This window comes from Arthrobacter sp. Rue61a, assembly GCF_000294695.2.
GTDB classification, from domain to species: Bacteria; Actinomycetota; Actinomycetes; order Actinomycetales; family Micrococcaceae; genus Arthrobacter; species Arthrobacter aurescens_A.
This window is the reverse complement of record NC_018531.1, coordinates 4,609,854-4,634,132: the sequence shown is the minus strand read 5'-3', so window position 1 is coordinate 4,634,132 and position 24,279 is coordinate 4,609,854. Positions and strand designations below refer to the sequence as shown.

Here is a 24,279-nt window from a genome sequence, read left to right as displayed (position 1 = left end):
GAGGACTCCTAAGCTTCGTTGGCTACCACCAGGTAGCCGGCTTCTGCCACGGCCTCGCCAATTTCCGACGGCGAGAGCTCCTTGGTTGAGGTGATGGTCACAGTGGACAGGCCACCGGGGTTGAGATCCACTGCCACGTTTTCGACGCCGCTGAGCGATTCGATTTCTTCGCTGACGCTGGAGACACAGTGGCCGCAGGTCATACCCGAAACGTTGACGTTGGTCTGGATGGTCTGGCTCATGGCGTGCTCCTTGGTGATGAGTTGAATGGTGTGGTGGTTGGTGGCGGAGTTACCGCAGCAGGCGCCCGATGGCATCGGTGGCCTCCTTCACTTTGGCGTCGATCTGTTCGGCGCGGGCTTCGGGATTGGGCTCGGAGGCTGCACCCACCACACAGTGGCCGATGTGCTCTTCAACGAGTCCCAGGCTGACCGCATGGAGTGCCTTGGTTGCGGCTGCTACTTGGGTGAGGATGTCGATGCAGTATTTGTCGTCCTCCACCATGCGCGCAATACCTCGGACCTGCCCCTCAATCCGCTTCAAGCGTTTGAGGTACGCGTCCTTGTTGCTGGTGTACCCGTGGGGTGCGGCGTGCTCCAGATCCACCTCGATGATGGGTGCATCCGGATGGCTCATGCTCAGGTCTGGCGTGCTCATAACTCGAAGCTATACCCGTAGGGGGTATCGCGTCAAGTACCCCCTGGGGGTATATAGCCCGAACCTCAGCTACGCACCCGTCGAGTCGCAGGAAGCCAAAGGACTAGACCAAAAAGCGATCTAGGTATAGACCAAAACACCTTAAAATTGGATTCTTGTTTGCAATGCAAACCTTTTGGTAAATGTGCTTCCGCCCACACCTGCGCGTTCATAGTGTTTGGTCTCATAGCCGCGGAGGGGGAAATCCCGCGGAACCCAACATTTCTCCATGGAGGACACTTGAAACTCGCACGCTCCGCCGCGGCAATAGCCATCGCAGCGCTCGCATTAACCGCTTGCGCTCCGCCCACGTCAAACAATGCAGCCTCCAGCTCGGACGAGCAGACGGGCACTGTCCGCGTTTGGCTCTTCTCCGAGGTCAACCAGGATCCCAAGTCCGCAGTGGTCAAGGAAGCCGTTACTGAATTCGAAGCGGCACACAGTGGTGCCAAGATCGACGTCCAGTACATTCCAGTAGACAGCCGCGCCGAACGCTTCAAGGCCGCGTTCAACGATCCTTCCAGCGCCCCGGACGTGGCCGAGTTCGGCAACACCGACCTCGCCAGCTACGTTGCGTCCGGCGGCTTGGCCGACGTCACCGAGGACATCACGTCCTGGGATGAGGCGAAGGACCTGGACCAGAAGATCCTGGACACCACCGAGATCGATGGCAAGAACTACGGTGTGCCATGGTTCGTCGGCGTTCGTGCCCTCTACTACCGCACTGATCTCCTGCAGCAGCTCGGTCTTGAGGTACCCAAGACCTTGGATGAGATAGAAACCGTTGCCCGCGCCGTTCGCGCAGCAAACCCGGAGCTGCTAGGCATCTCCGTCGGCGGCGCGGCGCAGTTCTCTGCCATGCCGTATCTGTGGGCCAACGGCGGCGAGATCGCTACGAAGGAAGGCGATACGTTCGTTGCCGGCCTGGACTCCGCTGAGTCCCGCGAAGGCGTCGCAGCCTACTCTCGCCTCCTCAAGGACGACATCTGCCCGGCCCAGACCTGCGCGGAGTTCGGCGGCAACGCCAGCGTCCAGCAGTTCATTGCAGGCAAGTCGGCCATGACCATTGGCGGCGACTTCAACTACAAGGCAGTTGCGGCCAGCGCCATTAAGGACAAGTTCGCAGTGGTTCCGGTTCCAGGGAAGACTGCAGGCTCCATCGCGCCGGCCTTCGCCGGCGGCAACAATCTGGGTGTCTTCAACAGCAGCGAACGCCGCACCTTGGCAGCTGACTTCGTGAAGCTCCTGGCCAGCAAGAAGTATCAGCAGAAGATGTTCGATTCCATGGGCAACCTCCCCACGTTCAGCGATGTCCAGAAGTCCGTTGCGGAGAACAACAAGCAGGTTGAACCGTTCATCAACACCCTGGCCGCCGGAACCAAGTTTGTCCCGGTAACTGAGAGCTGGTCCACCATCGATGCCCAGGGTGTCTTCACCGGCATGTACCAGAAGGTGGTCACGGGCAAGGCTGACGTCAACGCCGCAACCACTGAGGCCGCAACGGCAATGAACACGGCATTCGGGTCCAAGTAATGCGCTGCGGCCCATCACAAAGTCCAACAACCAAAGGCGCATCATGACAGCGCTCACCCCGGTTCTGCCTGAGACACCGCAGGGCGGTACGCCAGGCAAAGGCCCGACGACGGCGACCCGCAAGTCCCGGCGTTTTGCCAACGGAAAACGCGGTCTGGAGCCCTGGCTCTATCTTGCCCCTGCCTTCATCGTCCTGATCGCACTGCTCGGCTACCCGATCTTCCAGCTGATCAACGTCTCCCTGTACGACTACCGCCAGGCGCAAGTCAGCGGCAAGGCACCCCTGAATTTTGTGGGTCTGGAGAACTACCAGAAGCTCTTCGCTGATCCGCAGTTCTGGACTGTTCTAGGCAACACGGTGGTCTTCGCCACTGCCTGCGTGGTCTTCACCTTGCTGGTGGGCAGTTCGCTGGCGGTGCTGGCCACCAGGCTGCGCCCGTGGGTCCGTTCGATGCTGTTCGTGGTGTCGCTCGGTGCATGGGCTACCCCGGCCGTCACGGGCAGCGCGGTGTGGTTGTTCCTGTTCGAGCCCACCTTGGGCCTTGTCAACAAGACTCTGGTGGCCATCGGGCTGACGCAGTTCGAGGGCTACTCATGGACCTACGACAAATGGTCGGCTTTCGGACTTGTAGCCAGCGAAGTGGTGTGGTGCTCGTTCCCGTTCGTGCTGGTCACGGTCTACGCAGGCATCCAGGCCATCCCCACGGAGGTCATTGAAGCCGCCAGAATTGATGGCGCTTCCATGCCCCGCATTGCCCGCAGCATCATGCTCCCGATGCTCAGGCCTATCGTGATCGTGGTGACCATCCAATCCATTATTTGGAACTTCAAGATCTTCTCGCAGATCTACATCATGACCAACGGTGGCGGGATCGCCGGCCAGAACCTGGTGCTCAACGTCTACGGCTACCAGCAGGCGTTCGCCGCGAGCCTCTATGGCCTCGGTTCCGCGCTCGGCGTGATCATGACCGCGCTGCTCATGGTCATCACGCTGGTGTACCTCCGGATCCTTAAGAGAACAGGCGAAGCCCTATGACCGCCGTCGACGTTTCATCAGTCCCGCGCCGAAGCGCCAAAGCCGAGGCTCCGCAGAAGCTGCGCAAGCAGGGCAAGCGTCGCTTCGGGGCGGATGCCGCCGCGATTGTCATCGCGCTGATTGTTGCCTTCCCGCTGTTCTGGATGGTGCTGTCCGCGCTGAAGCCCAAAACAGCGCTCGACGCCGGTGATGCGGCGCCGTACACACTGGAACCGTCGCTGGACTCGTTCGGGCGCGTCCTGGGTGTGAACAATTTTGGCCAGTATTTCCTGAACAGCGTGATCGTGGCGCTGGTGGTTGTGGTGCTTTCCACCATCCTGGCGTTCCTCGCGGCTGTGGCGTTGACCCGCTACAACTTCAAGATGCGCACCAAGCTGCTGATCATCATCCTGGTTTCGCAGATGGTGCCTGTGGAAGCCCTGACCATTCCGCTCTTTTTCCTGCTGCGCAATGCCGGTGAGGCCATCCCGTTGGTGGGCCTGAACCAACTGGGCTCGCTGGTGTTGGTCCATGTCGGCTTCAGTATTCCGTTCGCCATCTGGATGCTGCGTGGTTTCGTGGCCGCTGTTCCGCTGGAAGTCGAGGAGGCTGCCCGTTTGGACGGCGCCAGCAGCTTCCGCTTTGTCCGCTCCATCCTGTTCCCTTTGGTGGCGCCGGGTGTGGTGGCATGTTCAGTTTTCTCGTTCATTTCCACGTGGAACGACTTCCTGTTCGCCAAGACCTTCATCATTTCCGCCCAGGAGAATCAGACGCTGCCCATGGCTTTGCTGACGTTCTTCAAGCCCGACCAAAACGATTGGGGAGCCATCATGGCCGGCTCGGTCATCATGACCATTCCAGTGCTGATCTTCTTCGTATCAGTCCAGCGCAAGCTCGTGTCCGGACTGGCCGGGGCGGTGAAGGGATGAGCGCGTTTCACCAATTGATCCCAGCCCCGTGGTCCTTCTCCGCAGGCACGGGCGAGTTGGAGCTCGACGCCGGCACTTCCGTGGGTGCCGACCCTGAACTGCGCGGTCCTCGCCGCTGGCTCACCCGGGCTTTGGGCGGAGCTACGGGTTGGGACCTGGCTCCCGCGCCTGCTCGTGAGGCGGGCATCCGCCTCCTGCTGGACCCTTCGCTGGACGCCGAGGCCTACCGCTTGGAGGTGAGTGACGCCGTCGTGATTTCTGCGGGTGGCGTTGCTGGCGCTTTCTACGGCGCGCAGACGCTATTGCAGTTGTTGGGACCAGCGGCGTTGAGGCAGGCTCCTGTTGTTGCTGTTGAGGGATGGTCGGTTCCCCGTGTGTCTGTGGAGGACAAGCCGCGATTCGGCTACCGCGGGACCATGCTGGATGTCGCGCGGCATTTCATGCCCAAGGACAACGTGCTCCGGTTCATCGAGGTGATGGCCATGCATAAACTCAACGTTCTTCACCTGCACCTCACGGACGATCAGGGCTGGCGGATGCAAATTAACCGCTACCCCAAGCTGACCGAAACTGGTGCGTGGCGCCGGGAGTCGTCGCTTGGTTCCTGGCGCGCAGGAGTATTCGACGGCCGCCCGCACGGTGGTTTCTATACGCAGGACGATCTCCGGGAGATCGTGGCGTTCGCCGCGGACCGGCATATCACTGTCATCCCGGAGATCGATATTCCGGGCCACAGCCAAGCTGCCATCGCGGCGTATCCGGAGCTCGGTGCGGGCCCGGCTGACGGTTCATCTCCTGTGGAGGTATGGACGCGGTGGGGCATCAATGAGACCGTCTTGGAAGTCTCCGAAACCTCGCTGGAGTTCTACCGGAATGTCCTGGACGAGGTGGTGGAGATCTTCCCCTCCCCGTGGATAAGCCTGGGCGGCGACGAAGTGCCACTCACGCAATGGCAGGCGAGTGCCCAAGCACAGGCAAAGGCTGCAGAGTTGGGCTTGGACGACGTTTCCGGCTTGCACAGTTGGTTCGTCGGGCAGCTGGCGTTGCATCTGAAGCACCACGGCCGCGCCACGTCCGTGTGGGACGAGATCGGCGACGGCGGCCTTCCGGACGGTGCGCTTGTGGCGTCCTGGCGCGGGTACGAAGGCGGGATTGACGCCCTGCGCAAGGGCTACGACGTTGTGATGTGCCCTGAGCACAAGCTCTACCTGGACCACCGCCAGGCCGACGGTGACGACGAACCCGTCCCCGTTGGTTTCGTGACCACCTTGCAGGCTGTCTACGAGTTTGAGCCGTTGCCAGGAGTTGAAGGCACGGACTTCCCGGGCAGGCTCCTAGGAGCCCAAGCCAACATTTGGAGCGAGCACTTGGATTCACCGCGCCGCGTGCAGTTCGCAGCGTTCCCGCGCCTCAGCGCCATCTCCGAAGTGTTCTGGTCCAACCCCGCGGGCCGGGACTACGATGAGTTCCTGACCCGACTCACAGGTGCACACTTGGCGCGGCTCGAGGCCATGGGCGTGGAGTATCGGCCTTTGTCCGGTCCCGCGCCATGGCAGCAGCGGCCGGGTGTGGAGGGTTGGAAACGCGATTACGACGCCGAGCACCTCGTGAGGAACTGAGTGACTACTGAAGGCAAGGATGCCCGCAATTCCTCGGCATCGCTGCGCAAGGCACTGGCTTTGCTGACTGTGGTGGCCGAGGAACCAGGCAATGGTGATGGGCTTGCACTCGTGGAGCTCACCCGGCTCTCCGGTCTCAACAAGAGCACGTTGTTGCGTTTGGCTGCGCCTCTGCTTGAAGAAAACCTGCTGGAGCGTGACCACGAAACAGGCAAGTTCCGCCTGGGCCATGGCTGTTTGCGGCTGGGACAGTCCTACCTGGATCGCGTGGATCTACGCAGCGTGGCCAACGGCGAACTCCGGACTCTCATGCGTGCCACGGAAAGCACTTGCCATTTGGTGGTTCTTTCCGGGCACGACGTTGTCTACCTGGACAAAGTGGAGGACGAAGCCACGGTGCGCATGGCGTCGCGGGTGGGCGCCACGATGCCGGCCTATTGCACTGCAGTTGGGAAGGCCATGCTCGCGTTCAGTCCGGAGGAAGTGGTGGGACCGATCCTGGCAGGAAACTTGGAACCCCTCACGGACAAAACCATCACGGACCCGACACTGCTCCGAGCTGATTTTGAAGCCATCCGGCGGCGCGGGTATTCCATTGATGACCGGGAGAATGAACCGGAGGTTCGCTGCGTTGCCGCCCCGATCTTCGGGCATGACGATCACGTGGTGGCAGCGCTGTCTGTCTCTTCCTTGTCCTCCCGGATGACCGCCAAGCGTGTCCGTGAAGTCGGGCCGATGGCCGCAGAGACAAGCCTCCGGATTTCCGCCAAGCTGGGCTCCCGCCGGGCGTCTGCGAAGTTGGCGAAACTCGCATGAGTATTACTGCATCTGAATACTTTCGCGCGAAGCTGGAGTGCGAGATCGACGTCATGGAAGTGGCAGAGTCAGCGCCCGGCACCTGGATTGTGGTGGATACCCGCCGCCAATCCTCATGGGACCACGGACATATTCCAGGCGCCGTACATATTCCGACCGCACAGATACCGGCCCTCGCGGAGCAACTTGTCCCAGCCGGCTCCCGAGTAGTGGTCTATTCCTGGGGCCCAGGGTGCAACGGCAGCACGTTCGCTGCGCTGGCCTTCGCGGAACTGGGGTATTCGGTGAAGGAAATGATCGGCGGAATCGAGTATTGGATCCGAAACGGGCTCCCCGTTGAGACAGCCGCGGGGCCCGTACAAGGTAAGCCGGATGCGCTGGTGACAGCACACACGGCCTGAGCTGAAACGGGGGAATGATGGCTGTTTTCGTACTGATTCACGGTGGTGGTTCCACGGCATGGGACTGGCATCTGGTGAGCCCGCTGCTCGAAGCGTCCGGGCATGGTGTGGTTGCCGTCGACCTGCCCATCGAAGACAAGAACGCCGGGCTTGAGGACTATACCCGCGCCGTGACGGACGCAGTTGGCGATGGCGAGCACACCATCGTGGTGGGGCATTCGCTGGGTGGCTTCACGGCGCCGTTGGTCTGCGACGAACTCCACTCCGACGGCCTGGTGTACCTCTCGGCCATGATTCCGATGCCGGGCGAGACCTTCGGCGACTGGTGGACCAACACGGGGCATGATCGAGAGGCCATCCCCGAAGAGGCGTACTTCAACCTGGTCCCTGAAGATTTGGCACAGCAGGCCACTGACCGGGAGCGGGACCAGCAAGGCGCCTGGATGTCAGGACCCTGGCCTGGCCGTCATCCGGACGTGCCCACCCTGGCCATCCTGTGCCGTGACGACCAGTTTTTTCCAGCGCCGTTCATGAGGCGGCAGGTACAACAGCGGCTTGGGATCGAGCCCGTGGAAATCCCCGGGGGCCACTACGCCACCCTGAGCCACCCGGACGCTGTTGCGGCGGCCCTCAACGATTTTGCCCAGCGGACGGCGCGGGAGCGGTCCTAGCGAACCTGCCTACGTGTGGATCGATGCCGACGCACCCAGAGTTCGTTGGCGAAATCCCCAACGGCCCCTACCCGATCGTCTCCAACGCAGCCAGCTCGACGCGGGACGTCAAAGCCAACCGCCACACTCTCGCGGTCATGTGCAACTGGGGCACTGCCGTCGGTCTGTTCCACTAGGTCGGTGCCGGAAAGACCGCAGAAATGGTCATGGGCGTGATGGGACTGCACCACCGCTAGCCCTTGCAGGGGTCGGCGCCCAGGTCGCTGCCCGGCCGTAAAAACTCTTTCGCATCCAAAGTCCGAAAAATCAATCACATGTTACCTAGGTGAACGGCAAAGTCTGGGTAGTTCTAGGACCTCTGCGGGCCAGATTCACACTTCGTAGTTAAAAAAGCGCCATCTGAGGATGATTGCGCCGATCGATGAGCCATTGTTGAACGCGGTAGCTGAGAGTTTGTCCTGAGAAGTGATGAAAGAGAAAATGACTATTAATGACCACATGAATTCTGGCGTATCTCGCAGAACTATCACGAAAATGTCCGCCTGGAGTGTTCCGGTCGTCGTCGCAGCCGTGGCCGCACCAGCGGCAAGCGCTTCTCAGCTTCCTGAGATTGATCTCGCGACAACGATTGGGGATATCCAAGAGGTTCCGCCAATCACAACTTTCGATACAGAGTCAAATGAGGAGGTGGGGGCCTTCTCGGAGTTCACCCAACCACTCACAGCTACTGCAGCATTTACCAACAGCTCAGCGGTGATATTGCCCGCCGGTACCCATTTTGCGGTGACTTACATTGGCCAGAATGTTTCAACGAGAACGAATAGAGAGTACACGCCGCTGGCTGGATACGAGGTTGTCGCTTCTTCGCTTCTCGCCAGCGAGTACACCTATACAGGAAGCACGGCCGAAGTCGTTTCATCGACAGGAGGGTCAGATGTCATCAGAATCGTTGAAAACTACACCCTTCTCCGGCCCTTCCTTCCGAGCGAGTCATTTACCGTGACGTTCAGGGTCTACACTCAACCGGTCTCAGACTCTGTGGTGAACCCGAACGGTAAATACTGGTACTACACCTCATTCCGGTCCCGAATTGACCTGGGTGCCAACGCGGGGTTCTACGAAGAAACCGATCTTTCCAACAATGAGGATATCCAGGATGTGAATTGGAAGAATAACCAGTTTGTCATTTACTACCCGTGATGTTCAGTGATTGTCCGGCCTGCTTCCGACGTGTTGTGGTCCCCATTTTTCCGCAGGGGCGGGAACCGCGAAGGGAACCTCGCAGCGCTGGAGCGGGCCGGATTGCGGTTTATCCGTGCATGAGAACTACTCGACGGTTCCACTGCGGCTAGATGGCCTTGAGGCAGCCTGATACTACTCGACGGCAGTAAGTGTGCACCCTGCAGGAATCCATGCACGTTTGCGGAGGGTTCCCTGTGGCCCAGTCGCAGGCGACCTATTGTCCCGAATGAGCAAAGTTTCGCAAAAGCTGCCCAGGATTGCGACACGAATACCAATCCGTTTGTACTACGTTTTCATGGAAGACGTCCCCCAAATTTCCCCGAAAGGGCTCGAAGGAAGATCCCTGGAGCTCCAAAAGTACTGGAATCATGTGAGTCTGCGAACCGGATGGATGCGCGCCTCTGATTGGCTCGTTCCGGAAGTCCAGGCGCTCACCAATATAAAGATCAGGGGCGGCGATCTGCACGCCGCCGTTTCACGACTCGGAGGATCCCGTGCTTACCACGGGGTGGGAATCCGAGAAACGATGCTCGACCTCAGAGCCTTCTGTAATGCCGCCAAAATGGTCCCTGATTACCTCATCATGCTCGCTCTCGTGGAGGGGTGGGCCGCCGAAAATGAACGACTCGAACCTCACCGCCACGGGGGGCGGTCGATGGTCGAAGAAGCGGGCGCGGAGGCCGCCGTCCGGCTAGGGCTAGGCAGCACGGGGACGATGTCAGTAGGCGAGCTTTCACGCCGTCTGGGTGGCAATGTTAGTTTTCGCGAGCCTGCTCCCGAATTTAGGACATTCCATCTGACTGCTGCTGGGATCTTGATCGATGAGATTAGGGGAACCTCATATACTCTTGCCGGGAATGCGCCGAACGGTCCTGTGCTCCTTGTGATTGTGACAGGCAGCATCAAGCTGGCGCTGCAGGGGCGTGTGATCACCGTTTCGGATGGTGACGTCGTTTTGATTCACAGCGGCAAGTTCTCGTACTCGACGCTTGCGATGTCACGAGTGGTGCGCGTTTCGTTGACGGGAAGCCGCGCTCACGGTCAGGCATCCCGATCGCAGGTTCTCCCACTTAATGCTCCTGTGAAGATGCTCGTCGCAGTAGTGAATGTTTTGATTTCGCTGGCCCGATCGTCTTCAACGCGCGATCTCGCAGATGGGCTCGAGGTGGCTCGGCATACCGCCGGATTGCTTCTTAGGCGCATGCAGGCCAGCTCCGAGGTCTCCGAACTCTTCACGCACGCACTTGAACTTATAGCGCGACGTTACCGGGATCCGGCCTTCACAACAGAGACGTTGGCTAAGGAGCTCGGCGTGAGTGAAAGAACCCTTCATCGGGTCTTCGCGGCCAATGGGCTGCCCCCTGGTCGGGCCCTCCGTTTGAGGCGTCTGAATGAGCTCTCCAGGCTCATACGCCGGAGCAGATCAATCTCCCTTGCAGACGCCGCCCTGCAAACAGGATTCTCCACCTACAATTCCGCATCAATCGCGTTCAAGAAGCACTACGGCATATCCATGGGAGAGGCCCGGTTCAGGGCTTTCAATGAATGAACCCGAATTCAGCAAAGACGGCAAAAGGATCCCGAACTATCTGTTCTCAGAGAAAGTACCGCTGCTGGGCTTCGCCGGCCTGCACGATTTCTGGCCCGCCCCCGCGCTGCCCGAGTACGGCCCCGAACGGTGGCTGCGGACCTGCACGGTCCTGACCACAACCGCCCAGGACGCGTTAGGCCGCGTCCACAACCGGTCGCCGGTCATCATTCCGAAAGACCGCTTCGCGGAATGGCTTGACCCTGACCTGACCGGCTGGTGGACCTCACCAAGTCCTAAGTAAGGCAGTACTCAGGGCCTATTTACTCAGGGTCGACGTACTCAGGGTCGATTTCGGCTGGCTTTGCCCGTACAACATCCTGGACGTCGGTGACATCGGACGGCTCGGGAGCAGGCACGAACAATGCAATGGGTGGTGTAGCGGTACTGCAGTCCAGATCGGGAAGAGTAACCACGCTGCTGATCCGCAGTTGCCCTGCCTCGAGGTGTTCCATCCGGAACATCACGCCGGAGGCACTCATCTCATCCGGCACGTCGCCTGTTTCGGACGCCCAACGCACCACGCAACCGCGAACCTCGGCAGTGCCTGCAGCCGGACCTGGCTTGACCTCCATAGGGAGGAAAGGATCGGGTCCCGGGCGGATGTCCGGGCGTCGTTTCTGTGTGACGTCATTCACGGGATGCCTGGAAAGGCGAACGCGGAGGTCCAGGGCAGTGGTCTCCACCAGTTCGGGCAAGGTGAAGTCCGTAATGTTTTGTGCTACAGCCTGGGCCTCGAGGGATTTGCGGGCTGCAATGACCCAGGGGTCGGCTTCTATGGGCGCGCTGGGCGGAGTTCCTTGCCATTCAACCGCCGGGTAAGGGGGCGCGGGTCGCTTTTCCTCGCGGCACGCTGATAGGCCGCCAGCTACGGTGACCAGCAGCAGCGACGCAGCGACAGCTTTGAAATGCCGCGGCCGGGATGTCCGTGCATCGCTCATGATCAACCCCTTGTTTGCGTTTTTGCGCCTATCGAATCTACCACGGGCCCCTCAGAGGGAGGACCAGCAGGACGGCGGGTGGCAGCTCGACGGCGGGTGGCAACCCGCGGGGGTGGAATGCCGGCCCGAACCGTAATCGGTCCGGGCCGGCCGTCTGGTTCCAGCAGGGTCAGCGCTGTTCCGCTGGGGTGTGGACCACGCAGATGGTGCCGGCGGGAATGTGTGCTGTTCCGCTGACGTCCTCGCCGGAGATCAGGTTGCGTCCACTCGCCGGGTATTCAGCGTCGGCATCCATGTGGTTGATCAGGAAGGTGAAAGTGCCATCCTCTGAATCGCGTGAAGCAACCTCCAGCCCCGTCGGTGGTTGGACGCCAAGCTCAATTCCTGCCGCCCTCACGGCGTCCAGTACGACGTCGGCGAGGTGGCCGCCGTCGAGCTTTGTGGAAATGTACCAAGCGGTGCCGTCGCCGAATTCGTTCCGCGTAATGGCCGGGCCGGCGGCCGCAGGGCCGTCAACATAGCGGCTCAGCACGTTGGCGGTGCCGGGGTGAATTTCCTCCGACCAAACGGTTCCGGTGGCGCCGTTGCCCATGGTGACGGTTTCGTTCTCACGCAAGGGCAGGAATTCGTGGATCTCCAAACCGAGGACGTCGCGGAGGCCACCGGGGGAGGCGCCTGCTGGGACGGTGTCGTTGGCATCGACGATGCCGGAGAAATAGGACACCATCAGATGTCCGCCGTCGTGGACGTAGCGGCTGATGTTTGCGGCTGCCTTGTCACCCACCAGGTAGAGGGCCGGGGCGAGGACCAGGTCGTAACCGGAGAGGTCGGCTTCGGGGTGGGCGAAGTCCACACTGATCCCGCGGTTCCACAGGACGGAGTAGAAGGATTCGATCCGTTCGCGGTGGTCAAGATCGCTGCTGGGCCGCCATTCAAGATCTTGCGCCCAGAATGATTCCACGTCCCAGAGGATAGCCACGCGAGACTTCACGACGGAGCCCTTCACAGGGGAGAGTTTCCCGAGGTCTTCGCCCAAGTCCATGACCTCGCGCCAGATCCGGGTACCGGTGCCGGCGTGCGGGAGCATGGCGGAGTGAAACTTTTCCGCGCCATAGCGGGATGCGCGGAACTGGAAGAACATGATGGCGTCCGCCCCGCGGGCCAGGTGGGACAGGCTGTTGCGGGCTAATTCGCCCGGCCGTTTGGCGATGTTCCGTCCCTGCCAGTTCACGGCCCCGGTGGAGTGTTCCATCAGCATCCAGGGCCGGTTGCCCGCCAGGGATCGCGTGAGGTCGGCATCCATGGAGAGAAGAACGTGGTTGTCCGTGCGCTGCGCAACCAGGTAGTGGTCGTTCGCAACGATGTCCACTTCCTTGGCCCAGGCCCAGTAGTCAGCTGAAAGGCAGTTGGTGGCCATGAAGTTGGTGGTCACCGGAAGGTGGGGCGTGTACTTTTTGATGACATCGCGCTCGGCAATGAAGCACTGCAGCATGGCGTCCGAGGTGAACCGGCGGAAGTCGAGCCGCTGTGCCTGGTTGCTGACGCTGGCTGAAAGCCTGGGTGCGTCGATCTCATCCCATTCGCCGTACTTCTGCCCCCAGAAAAGGGTGCCCCAGGCCTGGTTCAGGGCGTCCAAGGTGCCATAACGGTGGCGGAGCCAATCGCGGAACGCCAGCACGGACTGCGCGTCGTAGGACTCACTGACCGGTGCGCCGAATTCATTGTGGACGTGCCAAAGAACCAGCGCGGGGTGGGAAGCGTAGCGGCGTGCGAGCTGTTCGGTGATGTTGGTGGCCGCCCGGCGGTATTCCGGCGAGCTGGGGCTGGCCATGCCACGCGATCCGTTGCCCAAGGTGACGCCCTCGCGGGTCACGGGACGCGACTGGGGGTACTTCTTCCAGAACCATGCGGGCGGTGCCGCCGTAGGTGTTCCGAGGTCCACGCTGATGCCGGCATCGGCCAGCAGGTCCATCAAGTCATCAAGCCATTCGAAGTGGTATTCACCTTCGCGTGGTTCGAGCAACACCCAGGAGAAGATGCCGATGCTGACCAGGTTGATCCCGGCGTCTTTCATCAGCGCGATGTCTTCCACCCAGACCTCGCGGGGCCATTGCTCGGGGTTGTAATCCCCGCCGTAGCAAAGGCCGGCCGGTCGCTGTACCCAAGGCGCGGGTGCGCGTTGGGTGGCGGGGGCCTGCAGGACGTCTGTCATCGAATGATCTCCTTAGAACTGTGTGCGCTCCCAGTATTATCACAGCCCTCGTTGCCCTGACTAGATGTTATTTAGTGTTGACATGGATCACGCGGCTGTGTCTAACTGGAACCGCTCACAGTCATGCGACCCCAGTTCGGATGAGCGGTGAATCCCAGACAGCACAATTCAGCTTTTCGACAAGGAGGACGAAATGCGCAAGTCATTTCGTGCAGGCGCCGTAGCCATGCTCGCAGCGGCCACGATGCTCGCCGCAGGTTGTTCAGGAGGTTCCACGGCAGGCAGCCAAAGCGCGGCCACCAGCGATCCCAACCAGAAAGTGGAACTGACCTACTGGGCTTGGGCCCCCAACCTGGACAAGGTGGTGGAACTCTGGAATGAGAAAAACCCCAACATCCACGTCACCGTGAACAAGCAGGACGGCGGAGACCCGGCCGTCACCAAGCTGCTCACCGCAGTCAAGGCCGGCAGCGGCGCCCCGGACCTGATCCAGGCCGAATACCAGAAGATCCCCACCCTGGTAGCAGCCGATGCGCTCGCCGATCTTTCCGGCACCGTGGCAAACGACACCAAGAGCCACTTCCCCGATGGCGTCTGGAACGATGTGACGCTGGGCGGCGATGCCCTGTACTCCGTGCCGCAGGATACCGGCCCCATGGTGTTCTACTACCGCGCGGACATCTTCGAGAAGCTGGGCATCGCTGTTCCTAAAACCTGGGACGAGTACGCGGCGGCAGCAAAGACCGTTCATGCAGCTGACCCCGAGGCCTACCTGGGAACGTTCTCTTCCAACGACGCCGGATGGTTTACCGGCATGGCCCAGCAGGCCGGAGCCTCCTGGTGGGGTGTTGATGGCGACGCCTGGAACGTGAAGATCGCCGAAGAGCCCACAGAAAAGGTGGCTGAATACTGGGGCGGCCTCGTGGAAGAGGGTGTCATCGACAACAAGCCCATGTACACCCCGGAGTGGAACACGGCACTCAACACCGGCAAGCAGGTTGGCTGGCTCAGCGCGGCCTGGGGCCCGGGCGTTCTGGAGGGCAACGCCGGATCCACAGCCGGCACGTGGAAGGTGGCGCCAATGCCGCAGTGGGACGCATCCAAGCCGTCCACCGGCAACTGGGGTGGATCTTCCACTGCTGTGACCTCGCAGTCCAAGAACCTCGACGCCGCGGCCAAATTCGCCACGTGGCTGAACACCGATCCCGAAGCCGTAAAGGCCCTGGTTGAGGTGGCCGGCATCTACCCGGCAGACAACGAAGGCGCGAAGTCTGCCCTGACCAAGGCTCCCGCATTCTTCTCCAACCAGCCCGATTTCTACGATGTTGTTGGTGAGGCGGCGCAGAACGTGGGCTCCTTCACCTACGGTCCTAACGTCAACGTGGCCTACAACGCCTACAACGATCAGTTCGCCAAGGCTGCACAGTCCAAGCAGAAGAGTGCCTTCCTGGATGCAGTCAGCAACATGCAGCAGGTCACCGTAGATGACCTGAAGAAGACCGGCTTCACGGTCAAGTAACCGCGCCAAGCAGCAGTTCCAAGCAGCGGTTCAGAGTAGCCGATTCAGCGTGGGAGGGTGTCCGCCGGCGAGACGCCTGGCACCCTCCCGCGCACGCTGTCCCACATCGAATCACCACAGTTCGAACCAGAATCACCACACGTCGATCCACCACAAGGAAGTGCACCCGTGGCAATGACCGTAACCAGGCCCGGTCCGGCGGCCGATACTGCAGCCGGAACCCCGAGGAAGTCGAAGAACTTCAAATCCCGGGTGCTCATCCCCTACGCAATGCTCGCGCCGGGCATCATCCTTTTCCTCGTCTTCATGGCAGCGCCCATCATCTACACCTTGGTGCTCAGCTTCCAGAAGAAGAAGGTCAGCGGACTGGGCCTCGGCAAAGGCTCACAGAGCACGGCCTTCGCCGGTTTGGACAACTACGTCAGCGCCCTGACGGACCCGGAATTCCTTGGCAGCGTCCTGCGGGTCCTCACTTACGGGCTCATCCTCATCCCCCTGATGCTCGGCTTTGCCCTGCTGTTTGCACTCCTGCTGGACTCCCGGCGCACACGTGCCGGTAGTTTCTCCCGCACGGCCATCTTCCTGCCGTATGCAGTACCGGCTGTGATCAGCTCGCTCTTGTGGGGCTTCCTTTACCTCCCCGGCGTCAGCCCGTTCCACTTCCTGGCCAGGCAGTTCGGAATGGAACTGCCTTCGCTGCTGGATCCCAACCTGGTGACGTTCGCCATCTGCAATATCGCCCTCTGGGGTGGCGTCGGCTTCAACATGATCGTTATGTACACCTCGCTGAAGGCCGTTCCCAGCGAAATCTACGAGGCCGCCAAGCTGGACGGCTGCTCGGAAATCCAGACGGCCCTGCGCATCAAGATCCCCATCATCGCGCCATCGCTGGTGATGACCGCACTGTTCTCGATGATCGCCACGCTGCAGGTCTTCGCTGAACCCACCACGTTGCGCCCTCTGGCCAACAGCCTTTCCACGAGCTGGTCCCCGCTGATGCTGGTGTATCGCGATGCCTTCACGCGCAACGATGTCTTTTCCGCGGCTGCCACCAGCATCGTGATTGCCCTGGCAACCTTCATCATTTCGTTCCTGTTCCTGCGCATCGTGCAGAAGCGGGCCTTCGGACAGGAGAACTGACCGTGACTGCCCTCGCCACTTCCCGAAAATCCAACAGAACCAATCCCAAGGCAACCAAGGCGGAGTACGTCAAGGAAAAGCCCAGTTACCTTTCCACCGGAATCCTGATCCTTGGTGCGCTGTACTGCCTGTTCCCCGTGATCTGGGTAGTGGCTGCCGCGAGCAAGGACGGCACTGAGCTGTTCTCCACGTTTACCTTGGCTCCCAGCACTCACCTCTGGGACAACATCGTGGAGCTCACCGAATATCGCGATGGCCTGTTCTGGCGCTGGATGCTCAACACGGCCCTGTACGCGGGCGTCGGAGCCGTCGTGTCCACGTGGGTCTCTGCGCTTTCCGGCTACGTCTTGGCGAAGTTTGATTTCCCGGGCAAGTCCGGTGTCTTCAAGGTCCTGCTCATGGGGGTGCTGGTTCCCGGCGTCATCCTCGCCATCCCGCAATACCTGATGCTGGCCCAAGCCGGCCTCACCAACACCTACTGGTCGGTGCTCTTGCCGCAGATCATCAGCCCGTACGGCATTTACTTGGCGCGGATCTACGCCGCGGCCTCCGTTCCCGGTGATGTCATTGAGGCCGCCCGAACCGAGGGTGCCAAGGAAATGTATATCTTCAACCGCATTGCTGCACCCATGATGTTGCCTGGCCTGGTGACCATTTTCCTGTTCCAGTTCGTGGCCATTTGGAACAACTTCATGCTGCCGTACATCATGCTCGGCGACGACCAATTGTTCCCGGTCACTGTGGGACTTAACGGTCTGTTGAACCAAGGCGCTTCAGCACCCGCCCTGTACACGCTGGTGCTCGCCGGCGCGCTGCTGTCAATCGTGCCGTTGGTGATCATGTTCCTTCTCCTGCAGCGCTATTGGAAGGTGGATCTTGCCGCTGGCGCCGTGAAGGCCTAGCGGTAGGTAGGCTTTGGGTCATGACGCAATCCGCCCCCAGGCCACGGCCCAAAATCGACGATGTGGCCGCAGAAGCCGGCGTATCGCGAGGTACGGTTTCCCGGGTTCTCAACGGTGGCCACTGGGTCAGCCCGTCGGCTCTGGCCGCTGTCAACGCCGCGATCAAGAAGACGGGCTACCGAGTCAACCCGCACGCAAGGAATCTCGCCACCAACCGCGCCAATTCCGTGGCTTTCCTGCTCACTGAGACCCAAGAACGTCTCTTCGAGGACCCCAACTTCGCTGTCCTCATGCGCGGCGCAGCGGACGCTCTGGCTGTGCATGACATCCCGCTGGTCCTGATCATGGCCGGCACCGATGATGAACAACGGCGAGCCACCGACTTCCTCACAGCAGGCCACGTTGATGGTGTCCTCCTCATCTCCTCCCATGGCAGCAGGAAGGGCATCATCGCGGACATCATTTCCGCGGGTGTCCCGGCGATCGCTTGTGGCGCCCCCTTGGGCTTCGAGAAGAAAATGGGTTACGTCGCTGCCGACGATTACGAGGGCGCTCGCGACGTTTTGCGGTACCTTCGCGACGGCGGCCGGCAGCGAATTGCCACCATCGCCGGCCCTGCGGACACCTCCGGCGGTACGCGGCGACTCGAAGCGTACCGGGACGATCAAGGTGCGGATATCGATGAAGAGCTCATTGCCCAGGGTGACTACAGCCGCGACAGCGGGGCCAAAGCGATGCGTGAACTTCTCGGTCGCACCAAGAACATCGATGCCGTTTTCGCTGCGAACGACCTCATGGCACTCGGCGCAATGGATGTATTGCGCGAAGCCGGTCTGACAATCCCGGGTGATGTCGCCGTCGTCGGCTTTGATGACATCAGTACCTCGCAAGAGGCGGCGCCCCCGCTCACTACCGTCCGGCAGCCGTTCGACCGCATCAGCGAGGAAATGGTGCGGCTGCTCTTGGACGTCATCAGCGGCAAACGCCCCGCCGCCGTCACCATCCCCACCGAACTGGTCATCCGCGAATCGGCGTGATGAAACCGAGCCCCCGCGACGTAGCCGACGGTTTCGCCAGAGCATGGAACGTGGCTGATCCCGCGGCGCTTACGGAGCTGTTCGTGGAGGACGCCGACTTTGTGAACGTCGTGGGCATGTGGTGGAACAACCGCAGGCAGATCCGGTTCAACCACGACTATGGTTTCCGGCACATGTTTCCGGACACGGAGATGGTGTTGGAAAAGGTCAAAGTCCGGGAGCTCGGCACCGAGGTGGCCGTTGTCCACGCGAGGTGGTCCATGACCGGCCAGATCACGCCCACCGGCGAGAGATCAGGGCCCAGACGGGGAGTCATCAGCTTCACGGCCGTGCGTCAAAGTGACGGCCGATGGCTCGCGGTCAGCGCCCAGAACACGGACATCGTCCCCGGGAAGCAGACCAATGTTGCCGCAGATGGCCGTCTAACCCCGGAGTCGTACGAGACGCCCGGGCAAGGGCAGTAGCCCCAGCGCATAGGCTTGGATCATGCTGAATCTGGTCCTCGGACTTCTCTTTGCGGGGCTCTTCCTTGCCTCGTTCCAGTCGGACCGGCGCCGGCTCCGCAACGGGGTGCTCCTGCTTGTGGCTGCGTGGTTCCTTCTGCAGGCCGTGCTGGACTTGCTCATCGACCTGAACCCGTGGTTCGAATGGTTGAACCTGGTGGTCTTGGTGGTACCGGTGGTGAGCATCTTTGTGTTTGCGGGCTTCCTGATCGCCAACGGCGTCACGATGGTCCGCAGGGAAGGGCCTGGGATCACCAGTTTCTTGCCGTTCGCGGTGGGACTCGCGGTGTTCCTGGCCCCCGTCATCGCGTTCCTTTTCGTGCTGAGCGGGCAGCCGGTGCTGGCGGGCATAGCCGCTCTCGCTTTCTTCCTCTGTTCCTACCTCGGCTGCGCATTCGTGGTTTTTTTGGGCTACGCAGTGGTGTATTCCAAGATGCGTTTCAGCCCTAACCCGGCGGCCGTCATCGTCCTCGGTTCCGGGCTGATTGATGGCAAGGTCCCGCCGTTGCTCGCCGCCCGCTTGAACAAGGCTTTGGAAATTTACGACGGCGGCACCCCGGCCAAGCCCGTCTTGGTGCCTTCCGGGGGCCAAGGCCCGGACGAACCCCGGCCGGAGTCCACCGCGATGAAGGACTACCTGGTGGCAAAGGGGGCGGCGGCCAAGGATGTTTTGGAAGAGAACCAGGCCACCACCACCCGAGAGAACCTCGCGTATTCCGTTGCCCTGCTGGCAGACAAAGGCATTCAGGGTCCGCTGCTTGTGTGCACCAACAATTACCACGTGCTCCGCGCCGCGCTCCTATCCCGGCGCCAGAAGATCAATGCCGAGGTTGTGGGTGCTCCCACGGCCAGATACTTTGTGCCCAGCGCCTTCCTCCGGGAGTTCGTGGCCGTGATGAGGGACAACCGCCTGACCAACATCGTTCTTTGCCTGCCGATGTTCGGGATTGCCCTGCTCATCACGGTCGCACTGATGAACTCAACGGTGGTTTAGCTTCTCCTAGGATTTGGGGAGCCCTGTGGTGAAGGTGTGCGTCCACTCGGTGACGGAACCGTCGGTGAAGACATACCCGGGCAGCCGTTCCGCTGTGACGGTCACAGTGCCTGAAGGCTTCCTGTAGCTTCCGGCGGCGACTTCCTTGCCGTCAATCATGTACGCAACACCCGGGACGGAGGGGATGGTGTAACCGTCCTGCCCATGACCCGGGCGGTCCGTGAAGGTAACGGGGGCCGGCGTCGTAATTTCGTAGCTCAGCCCGAAGCCCAACGGCAGGAGGACACCGCTGGCGTCGGCCTTCGGCACGTTGACCGGCAGCTTGCCGCTGGGGTTGACCGCACCTGAGATGGCACGGACAGCACCGTGGAAATTGACCTCTTTGACTCCATAACTGTTAAGTACGGCGTCGGCGCCGGGGAAGACGTTGACGTCGTAGGGATTGCGGGTTGCCACAACGATCACCGGTGTGCCGGTGGCGGCGAGTTCCGCGACCATCTGTTGCTGCGCAGCATTGCTGGTCGCGTTGTAGGAAGCGAAGACCACGGCATCGACGTTGCCGGCGGCAGCCACCGCACGTGCGCGGTAGGCCGCGGAGGGCGAGGCCCCATCCTCGTAGTCTTCGGTGACCGTGAATCCCTGATCCTTGAGCATTGGTCCCGCGAGCTCGGGCCACGCTGAACCGGCACCCACCATGAGCACCGAGCTGCCCGAAGCGAGCGGCAAGACCCCGTTCTCATTGCGTACCAAGGTGACGGCGCGGTCGGAGATCAGCTTTGCCGTGGCCAGGTTCTCTGCGCTTCCCACCAAGGTGTCCACCGCGGCGGGGTCTGCCATAGGCTGCTCGAAGACCCCACGCTTGACCTTCCATTCAAGGATCCGTCGGACGGACTCATCCAGGCGGGTCTCGGTGATCTCGCCGGATTCGACGGCGGCGCGAACCCCGGCGAACGACGCGTCCACGTCCGGGGAGTTGAGGAGGATGTCAGATCCGGCCTGGATCGCCTTGACGGCGATTTCTTCCTGGGGCCACTCGGCGGCCATTGCGGCCATATCCAAGGCATCAGTTGTCACCAACCCCTTGAAGCCCATCTCATCGCGAAGCAAACCGGTGAGTACCGTGTGGGACAGGGTGCCGGGCATTTCCGCGTCGATGGCCTCAACAATGATGTGGGCCGTCATGACCATGTCCACCCCGCCGTCAATGGCAGCTTTGAAGGGTTTCAGGTGCTCATTGAGTGTTGCGCGATCGTAAGTGACGGTGGGCAGTCCGTAGTGGGAATCCACTGAGGTGTCGCCGTGGCCGGGGAAGTGCTTGGCGGCCGCGCCTACGTTGTGCGCTTGAATGCCTTCGATCTGGGCAACACCGAGGGCACTGACCAGGGCCGGGTCCTCGCCCATGGATCGGATTCCGATGACCGGGTTGTCAGGGTTGGAGTTCAGGTCAAGGACCGGCGCGAAATCAACGTTGATACCCATGGCGCGCATTTCGGAGCCAAGGATTTCACCTTGTGCTTTGGCAAGATTCGCATCCGCGGTGGCGCCGAGGGCCATGTTTCCCGGGAGGACTGTGGCGGGCGGCCCAATGCGGGCAACCAAACCGCCTTCCTGGTCGATGGTGACTGCCAGTGGAATGCCGTTCCCGTCCTCTCGCAAGGCCGTTTGCTGCAAGCCGTTGGAAAGGCCCGCAACCTGCTGAGGGTTGTTGGTGTTGCCGGACCACGCAAAGTAGAGAACGCCGCCAAAGTTGTACTTTTCCACCACCTCGGCGGGTGTATTGACGCCGTACCGCTCTTGATTCTTTGCTGCCATGGAGGCGTCGTCCGCCGATGAACCGTAAACGTGAGTCCACGTCATCTGGCCGATCTTTTCGTCCAGCGTCATGCCGGCAATCATCGCCTCGATGTTAGGCGAGGCGGAGACCGTCGTCGTAGTTCCCGCGGTGGTGGGTGGGGCTGCGACTGCCGTGCCCGCCGCGGTGATGACCCCCGCGCCCGTCATGAGCAGCGCCGTGGCGGCCGCCGTCATGAGTGATGTTCGTTGTCTTTGCATGTGAATCCCAATCCCATCGTCCTTGTTGTGGTTGAGGTTTGCGTTGGTCTGCGCGACTAGCGCTTGCCGTTGTAGAGGAGATACGCGCGGGTCTCGCGCACGAACTGGTCCAGTTCGGCGCGCCAGCTGTCCATGATGGTCTTGGCGTCAGCACCGGCGTCGAGCTGTTCAGCAAACCTGGCCGAGCCGCTTAGCAGGCCCATCCAGCGGCCGCCGTCGCCGCGCCAACCGAAGCCGGGGTATAGGCGCTTGGCTTCGACCAACATGTGGGTGCCCACTTCCAGGGCTTCGACGCGGGTGGGATCGGTGATGTGAACCTGCACGCCACCACAGATGATGCCCTGGTTCTTGGAAAGAGTCGGCTGGAAGTATGCCTCCCGGAACGTGACGCCTGCCAAGCCCTTGCTGTTCAGTGCCTCGGCCCAGCGGTAGTCCACGTAGGGCGCGCCGATGAGTTCGAAGGGCCGGGTTGTGCCGCGCCCTTCCGACATGTTGGTGGCCTCGAACAGGGCCGTGCCGGGGTACAGGGTGGCCGTTTCCGGTGTTGGCATGTTGGGGCTCGGCAGGATCCAGGCCGCCCGGTTGTCCGGTCCGGTCATGTCGCGGCGCCATCCCTGGACCTCCACCACCTGAAGGTCCTCGATGGGTGTGAGTCCGGCGGCCGGAAGATGAACCGCATTGAAGTATTTGGCGAGCTCGCCCACCGTCATCCCATGCTGGAGCGCAATGCCCAACTGGCCAACGCCGGATTCGAACCCCTTTTGCAGGACCGGTCCGCGGGCTTGGCCGCCGATGGGGTTCGGACGGTCGAGGACAACAAGCGTGGCTCCTGTCTTCGACGCCGCCTGCATGGCACCCCACATGGTCCAGATGTAGGTGTAGAAGCGTGCCCCGACGTCCTGGATGTCGAAGCAGATGGTGTCCACCCCCGACGCTTCGAAGAAGCCCACATAATCGGCAACGCTGGCGCCGTAGGAGTCGTAAACCGTGATGCCGGTCCGCGGGTCCACGGAGGTTCCTTCGCTGGCGCCGTCCTGCGCGGTCCCTCGGAAACCGTGCTCGGGACCGAAGACTGCTCCGACGTCCACGCCTTTGTCCGCCATGTCATCCACGATCGAGCGGAAGTTCGCCAACACGCCGGTGGGGTTGGTGATGACTCCCACCTTGCGTCCCGCGAAAATGCTCCAGTTTGTCGCGGCGGCAACGTCGGCGCCACTGACTGGAGCGCCCGGTTTCCCCGGCCGATTCTGCGCGCTGGGGTTGGTGCTGGCAGCTGCGCCGGGAGCAAAAGGCGCGACGACGGCGGCAGCTGCCGCCAGCCCGGATGCATGGAGCAGTTTTCTACGGTCCAGTGCCATGAAGAAGCCTTTCGAAGGGGAGCGAGTGACATGACAAAATTTGTGATTTTCCTTACATCGACCGTATTCGCTTGCCGGCATTGCGTCAATGACTTACCTTCTCAACGCCGCTTGTGTAACTTAATGACAAGACTCGGGCGGTGACTTGGGTCGGGGGCAGTGCCCCGGCCCGGGTTCGACCCATTGAAAGGAAACCATGGTGGAAGCGCCGGACAATGCAAAGTTGTCCCGCACAGTTTTGGTGCGGATTCGCTCTGTCCTGCCGGCACTGCGCCCCTCGGAACGGGCCGTGGCTGAGCTGGTCCTGGCTGACCCGTCCAGGGCAGCAGCCATGTCCATCGGTGACCTGGCTGAGGAGTGTGGAACATCCACTACTTCTGTGGTCCGGTTCTACAAGAAGGTGGGCTACGGCGGCTACTCCGCTCTGCGCCTGGACCTAGCCCGCGAAACTGCGCGGGAGAGTGTGGCCCATGGCGTGCCTGCCGCGGTCTATGAAGACATCAACACCGCAGACTCGCTGCAGGACATCGTCTCCAAAATTGCCTTCAACGAAACCATGTCCATCGCCGATACCGCCCAAGTGCTGGACGTGGAACAGCTGGCCCGGGCGGTAAGCGCGGTGTCCAGTTCCCGGAAGACCGACATCTTCGGCGTGGGAGCGGGCGGGTTGGTGGGCCAGGACATGCAGCAGAAATTGCACCGGATAGGCCTAACCTCGTTCAGTTGGGGGGACCCGCATGCCGCCCTGGCTTCCGCGGCCCTCCTCGATGCCGACGGCGTTGCTATCGCCATCTCTCACTCGGGAGCCACCATGGACACCATCGATTTCCTGAAGGCGGGCAAAGCGGCCGGAGCCGTCACCATCGCCATCACCAACCATGCTGACTCGCCATTGGGCAGGGCGGCCGACATTGTGTTGAGTACGGCCGCCCGCGAGACTCCTTTCCGTCCGGGGGCAATGGGTAGCCGGATAGCGCAGATGATGATCGTTGACTGCCTCTTTGTGGGAGTCGCCCAGCATTCCTACGACTCATCAATTGCTGCACTCCAGAAGACGCACGCAGCTGTGCGGGGCAGGAAGCTGCCGCGAGCAAACCCGTAGGCCTAGCAG

Annotated in this window: 24 protein-coding genes; 18 read left to right on the top strand and 6 right to left on the bottom strand. The window is 61.4% G+C overall.

Going from position 1 to position 24,279, the window contains the following annotated elements; translation table 11 throughout:
• Window positions 1–8 precede the first annotated feature (8 nt).
• Together ARUE_RS21230 and ARUE_RS21225 are read right to left on the bottom strand one after the other, a co-directional pair.
• Complete coding sequence (locus tag ARUE_RS21230) at window positions 9–242, bottom strand: heavy-metal-associated domain-containing protein (RefSeq protein WP_043471595.1); 234 nt, start codon at window positions 240–242, stop codon at window positions 9–11.
• A 49-nt stretch (window positions 243–291) separates the two neighbouring features.
• Window positions 292–657, bottom strand: coding sequence for a metal-sensitive transcriptional regulator (locus ARUE_RS21225; protein WP_014923270.1), 366 nt, complete (start codon window positions 655–657; stop codon window positions 292–294).
• 279 nt (window positions 658–936) lie between these two features.
• On the opposite strand from ARUE_RS21225, the gene ARUE_RS21220 reads away from it, so the two are divergent.
• The 11 genes from ARUE_RS21220 (at window position 937) to ARUE_RS21175 (ending at window position 10,754) form a co-directional block, all read left to right on the top strand.
• Complete coding sequence (locus tag ARUE_RS21220) at window positions 937–2,229, top strand: extracellular solute-binding protein (RefSeq protein ID WP_011776684.1); 1,293 nt, start codon at window positions 937–939, stop codon at window positions 2,227–2,229.
• Window positions 2,230–2,272: 43 nt separating this feature from the next.
• Window positions 2,273–3,265 carry a carbohydrate ABC transporter permease gene (locus ARUE_RS21215; protein ID WP_011776683.1) on the top strand — a complete coding sequence of 331 codons (993 nt, stop codon included), beginning with the start codon at window positions 2,273–2,275 and terminating at the stop codon, window positions 3,263–3,265.
• Complete coding sequence (locus tag ARUE_RS21210; protein WP_014923269.1) at window positions 3,262–4,173, top strand: carbohydrate ABC transporter permease; 912 nt, start codon at window positions 3,262–3,264, stop codon at window positions 4,171–4,173. Before ARUE_RS21215 ends, ARUE_RS21210 begins: the two co-directional genes overlap by 4 nt.
• Window positions 4,170–5,792 carry a beta-N-acetylhexosaminidase gene (locus tag ARUE_RS21205; RefSeq protein ID WP_014923268.1) on the top strand — a complete coding sequence of 541 codons (1,623 nt, stop codon included), beginning with the start codon at window positions 4,170–4,172 and terminating at the stop codon, window positions 5,790–5,792. Before ARUE_RS21210 ends, ARUE_RS21205 begins: the two co-directional genes overlap by 4 nt.
• Entirely contained in the window at window positions 5,793–6,608 is an 816-nt protein-coding gene (locus ARUE_RS21200; RefSeq protein WP_011776680.1) for an IclR family transcriptional regulator, read from the top strand. It abuts the gene before it with no gap.
• Window positions 6,605–7,009: a rhodanese-like domain-containing protein gene (locus ARUE_RS21195; protein ID WP_014923267.1), complete on the top strand. Its 405-nt coding sequence runs from the start codon at window positions 6,605–6,607 to the stop codon at window positions 7,007–7,009. The genes ARUE_RS21200 and ARUE_RS21195 overlap by 4 nt, the downstream gene beginning before the upstream one ends.
• Before the next feature lie 14 nt (window positions 7,010–7,023).
• Window positions 7,024–7,680, top strand: a complete 657-nt coding sequence (locus tag ARUE_RS21190; RefSeq protein ID WP_014923266.1) for an alpha/beta fold hydrolase — start codon at window positions 7,024–7,026, stop codon at window positions 7,678–7,680.
• A 23-nt stretch (window positions 7,681–7,703) separates the two neighbouring features.
• Window positions 7,704–7,856 carry a hypothetical protein gene (locus ARUE_RS24265; protein WP_014923265.1) on the top strand — a complete coding sequence of 51 codons (153 nt, stop codon included), beginning with the start codon at window positions 7,704–7,706 and terminating at the stop codon, window positions 7,854–7,856.
• A gap of 304 nt (window positions 7,857–8,160) precedes the next feature.
• Window positions 8,161–8,880: a hypothetical protein gene (locus tag ARUE_RS21185; RefSeq protein WP_162486201.1), complete on the top strand. Its 720-nt coding sequence runs from the start codon at window positions 8,161–8,163 to the stop codon at window positions 8,878–8,880.
• A 268-nt stretch (window positions 8,881–9,148) separates the two neighbouring features.
• Window positions 9,149–10,471: an AraC family transcriptional regulator gene (locus ARUE_RS21180; RefSeq protein ID WP_162486200.1), complete on the top strand. Its 1,323-nt coding sequence runs from the start codon at window positions 9,149–9,151 to the stop codon at window positions 10,469–10,471.
• Window positions 10,464–10,754, top strand: coding sequence for an SOS response-associated peptidase family protein (locus ARUE_RS21175; RefSeq protein ID WP_014923262.1), 291 nt, complete (start codon window positions 10,464–10,466; stop codon window positions 10,752–10,754). Before ARUE_RS21180 ends, ARUE_RS21175 begins: the two co-directional genes overlap by 8 nt.
• A gap of 19 nt (window positions 10,755–10,773) precedes the next feature.
• Here the strand turns inward: ARUE_RS21175 and ARUE_RS21170 are convergent, their stop codons facing one another.
• Together ARUE_RS21170 and ARUE_RS21165 are read right to left on the bottom strand one after the other, a co-directional pair.
• Entirely contained in the window at window positions 10,774–11,451 is a 678-nt protein-coding gene (locus ARUE_RS21170; RefSeq protein ID WP_043470887.1) for a hypothetical protein, read from the bottom strand.
• Window positions 11,452–11,620: 169 nt separating this feature from the next.
• A complete protein-coding gene (locus tag ARUE_RS21165) occupies window positions 11,621–13,663 on the bottom strand; it encodes a beta-galactosidase (RefSeq protein ID WP_014923260.1) in 2,043 nt (680 codons plus the stop codon).
• Between the two features lie 193 nt (window positions 13,664–13,856).
• Between ARUE_RS21165 and ARUE_RS21160 the strand changes: the two genes are divergently transcribed.
• From ARUE_RS21160 to ARUE_RS21135, 6 genes are all read left to right on the top strand, one after another.
• Window positions 13,857–15,182 (top strand): ABC transporter substrate-binding protein, encoded by a 1,326-nt coding sequence (locus ARUE_RS21160; protein WP_014923259.1) that lies wholly within the window; start codon window positions 13,857–13,859, stop codon window positions 15,180–15,182.
• Between the two features lie 174 nt (window positions 15,183–15,356).
• Window positions 15,357–16,322, top strand: coding sequence for a carbohydrate ABC transporter permease (locus tag ARUE_RS21155; RefSeq protein ID WP_011776672.1), 966 nt, complete (start codon window positions 15,357–15,359; stop codon window positions 16,320–16,322).
• 2 nt (window positions 16,323–16,324) lie between these two features.
• Window positions 16,325–17,224 (top strand): carbohydrate ABC transporter permease, encoded by a 900-nt coding sequence (locus ARUE_RS21150; protein ID WP_014923257.1) that lies wholly within the window; start codon window positions 16,325–16,327, stop codon window positions 17,222–17,224.
• Between the two features lie 20 nt (window positions 17,225–17,244).
• On the top strand, window positions 17,245–18,261 hold the full coding sequence (locus ARUE_RS21145; RefSeq protein WP_011776670.1) for a LacI family DNA-binding transcriptional regulator: 1,017 nt from the start codon (window positions 17,245–17,247) through the stop codon (window positions 18,259–18,261).
• Entirely contained in the window at window positions 18,261–18,725 is a 465-nt protein-coding gene (locus ARUE_RS21140) for an SgcJ/EcaC family oxidoreductase (RefSeq protein ID WP_014923256.1), read from the top strand. The genes ARUE_RS21145 and ARUE_RS21140 overlap by 1 nt, the downstream gene beginning before the upstream one ends.
• A 22-nt stretch (window positions 18,726–18,747) precedes the next feature.
• Window positions 18,748–19,758, top strand: a complete 1,011-nt coding sequence (locus tag ARUE_RS21135; protein WP_014923255.1) for a YdcF family protein — start codon at window positions 18,748–18,750, stop codon at window positions 19,756–19,758.
• 6 nt (window positions 19,759–19,764) lie between these two features.
• Here ARUE_RS21135 and ARUE_RS21130 read toward each other — a convergent pair whose 3' ends face one another.
• Complete coding sequence (locus ARUE_RS21130) at window positions 19,765–21,810, bottom strand: glycoside hydrolase family 3 protein (protein WP_014923254.1); 2,046 nt, start codon at window positions 21,808–21,810, stop codon at window positions 19,765–19,767.
• Between the two features lie 56 nt (window positions 21,811–21,866).
• Entirely contained in the window at window positions 21,867–23,168 is a 1,302-nt protein-coding gene (locus ARUE_RS21125) for an exo-beta-N-acetylmuramidase NamZ family protein (RefSeq protein WP_043470882.1), read from the bottom strand.
• A gap of 196 nt (window positions 23,169–23,364) precedes the next feature.
• Between ARUE_RS21125 and ARUE_RS21120 the strand changes: the two genes are divergently transcribed.
• Window positions 23,365–24,270, top strand: coding sequence for a MurR/RpiR family transcriptional regulator (locus ARUE_RS21120; protein ID WP_014923252.1), 906 nt, complete (start codon window positions 23,365–23,367; stop codon window positions 24,268–24,270).
• Window positions 24,271–24,279 lie beyond the last annotated feature (9 nt).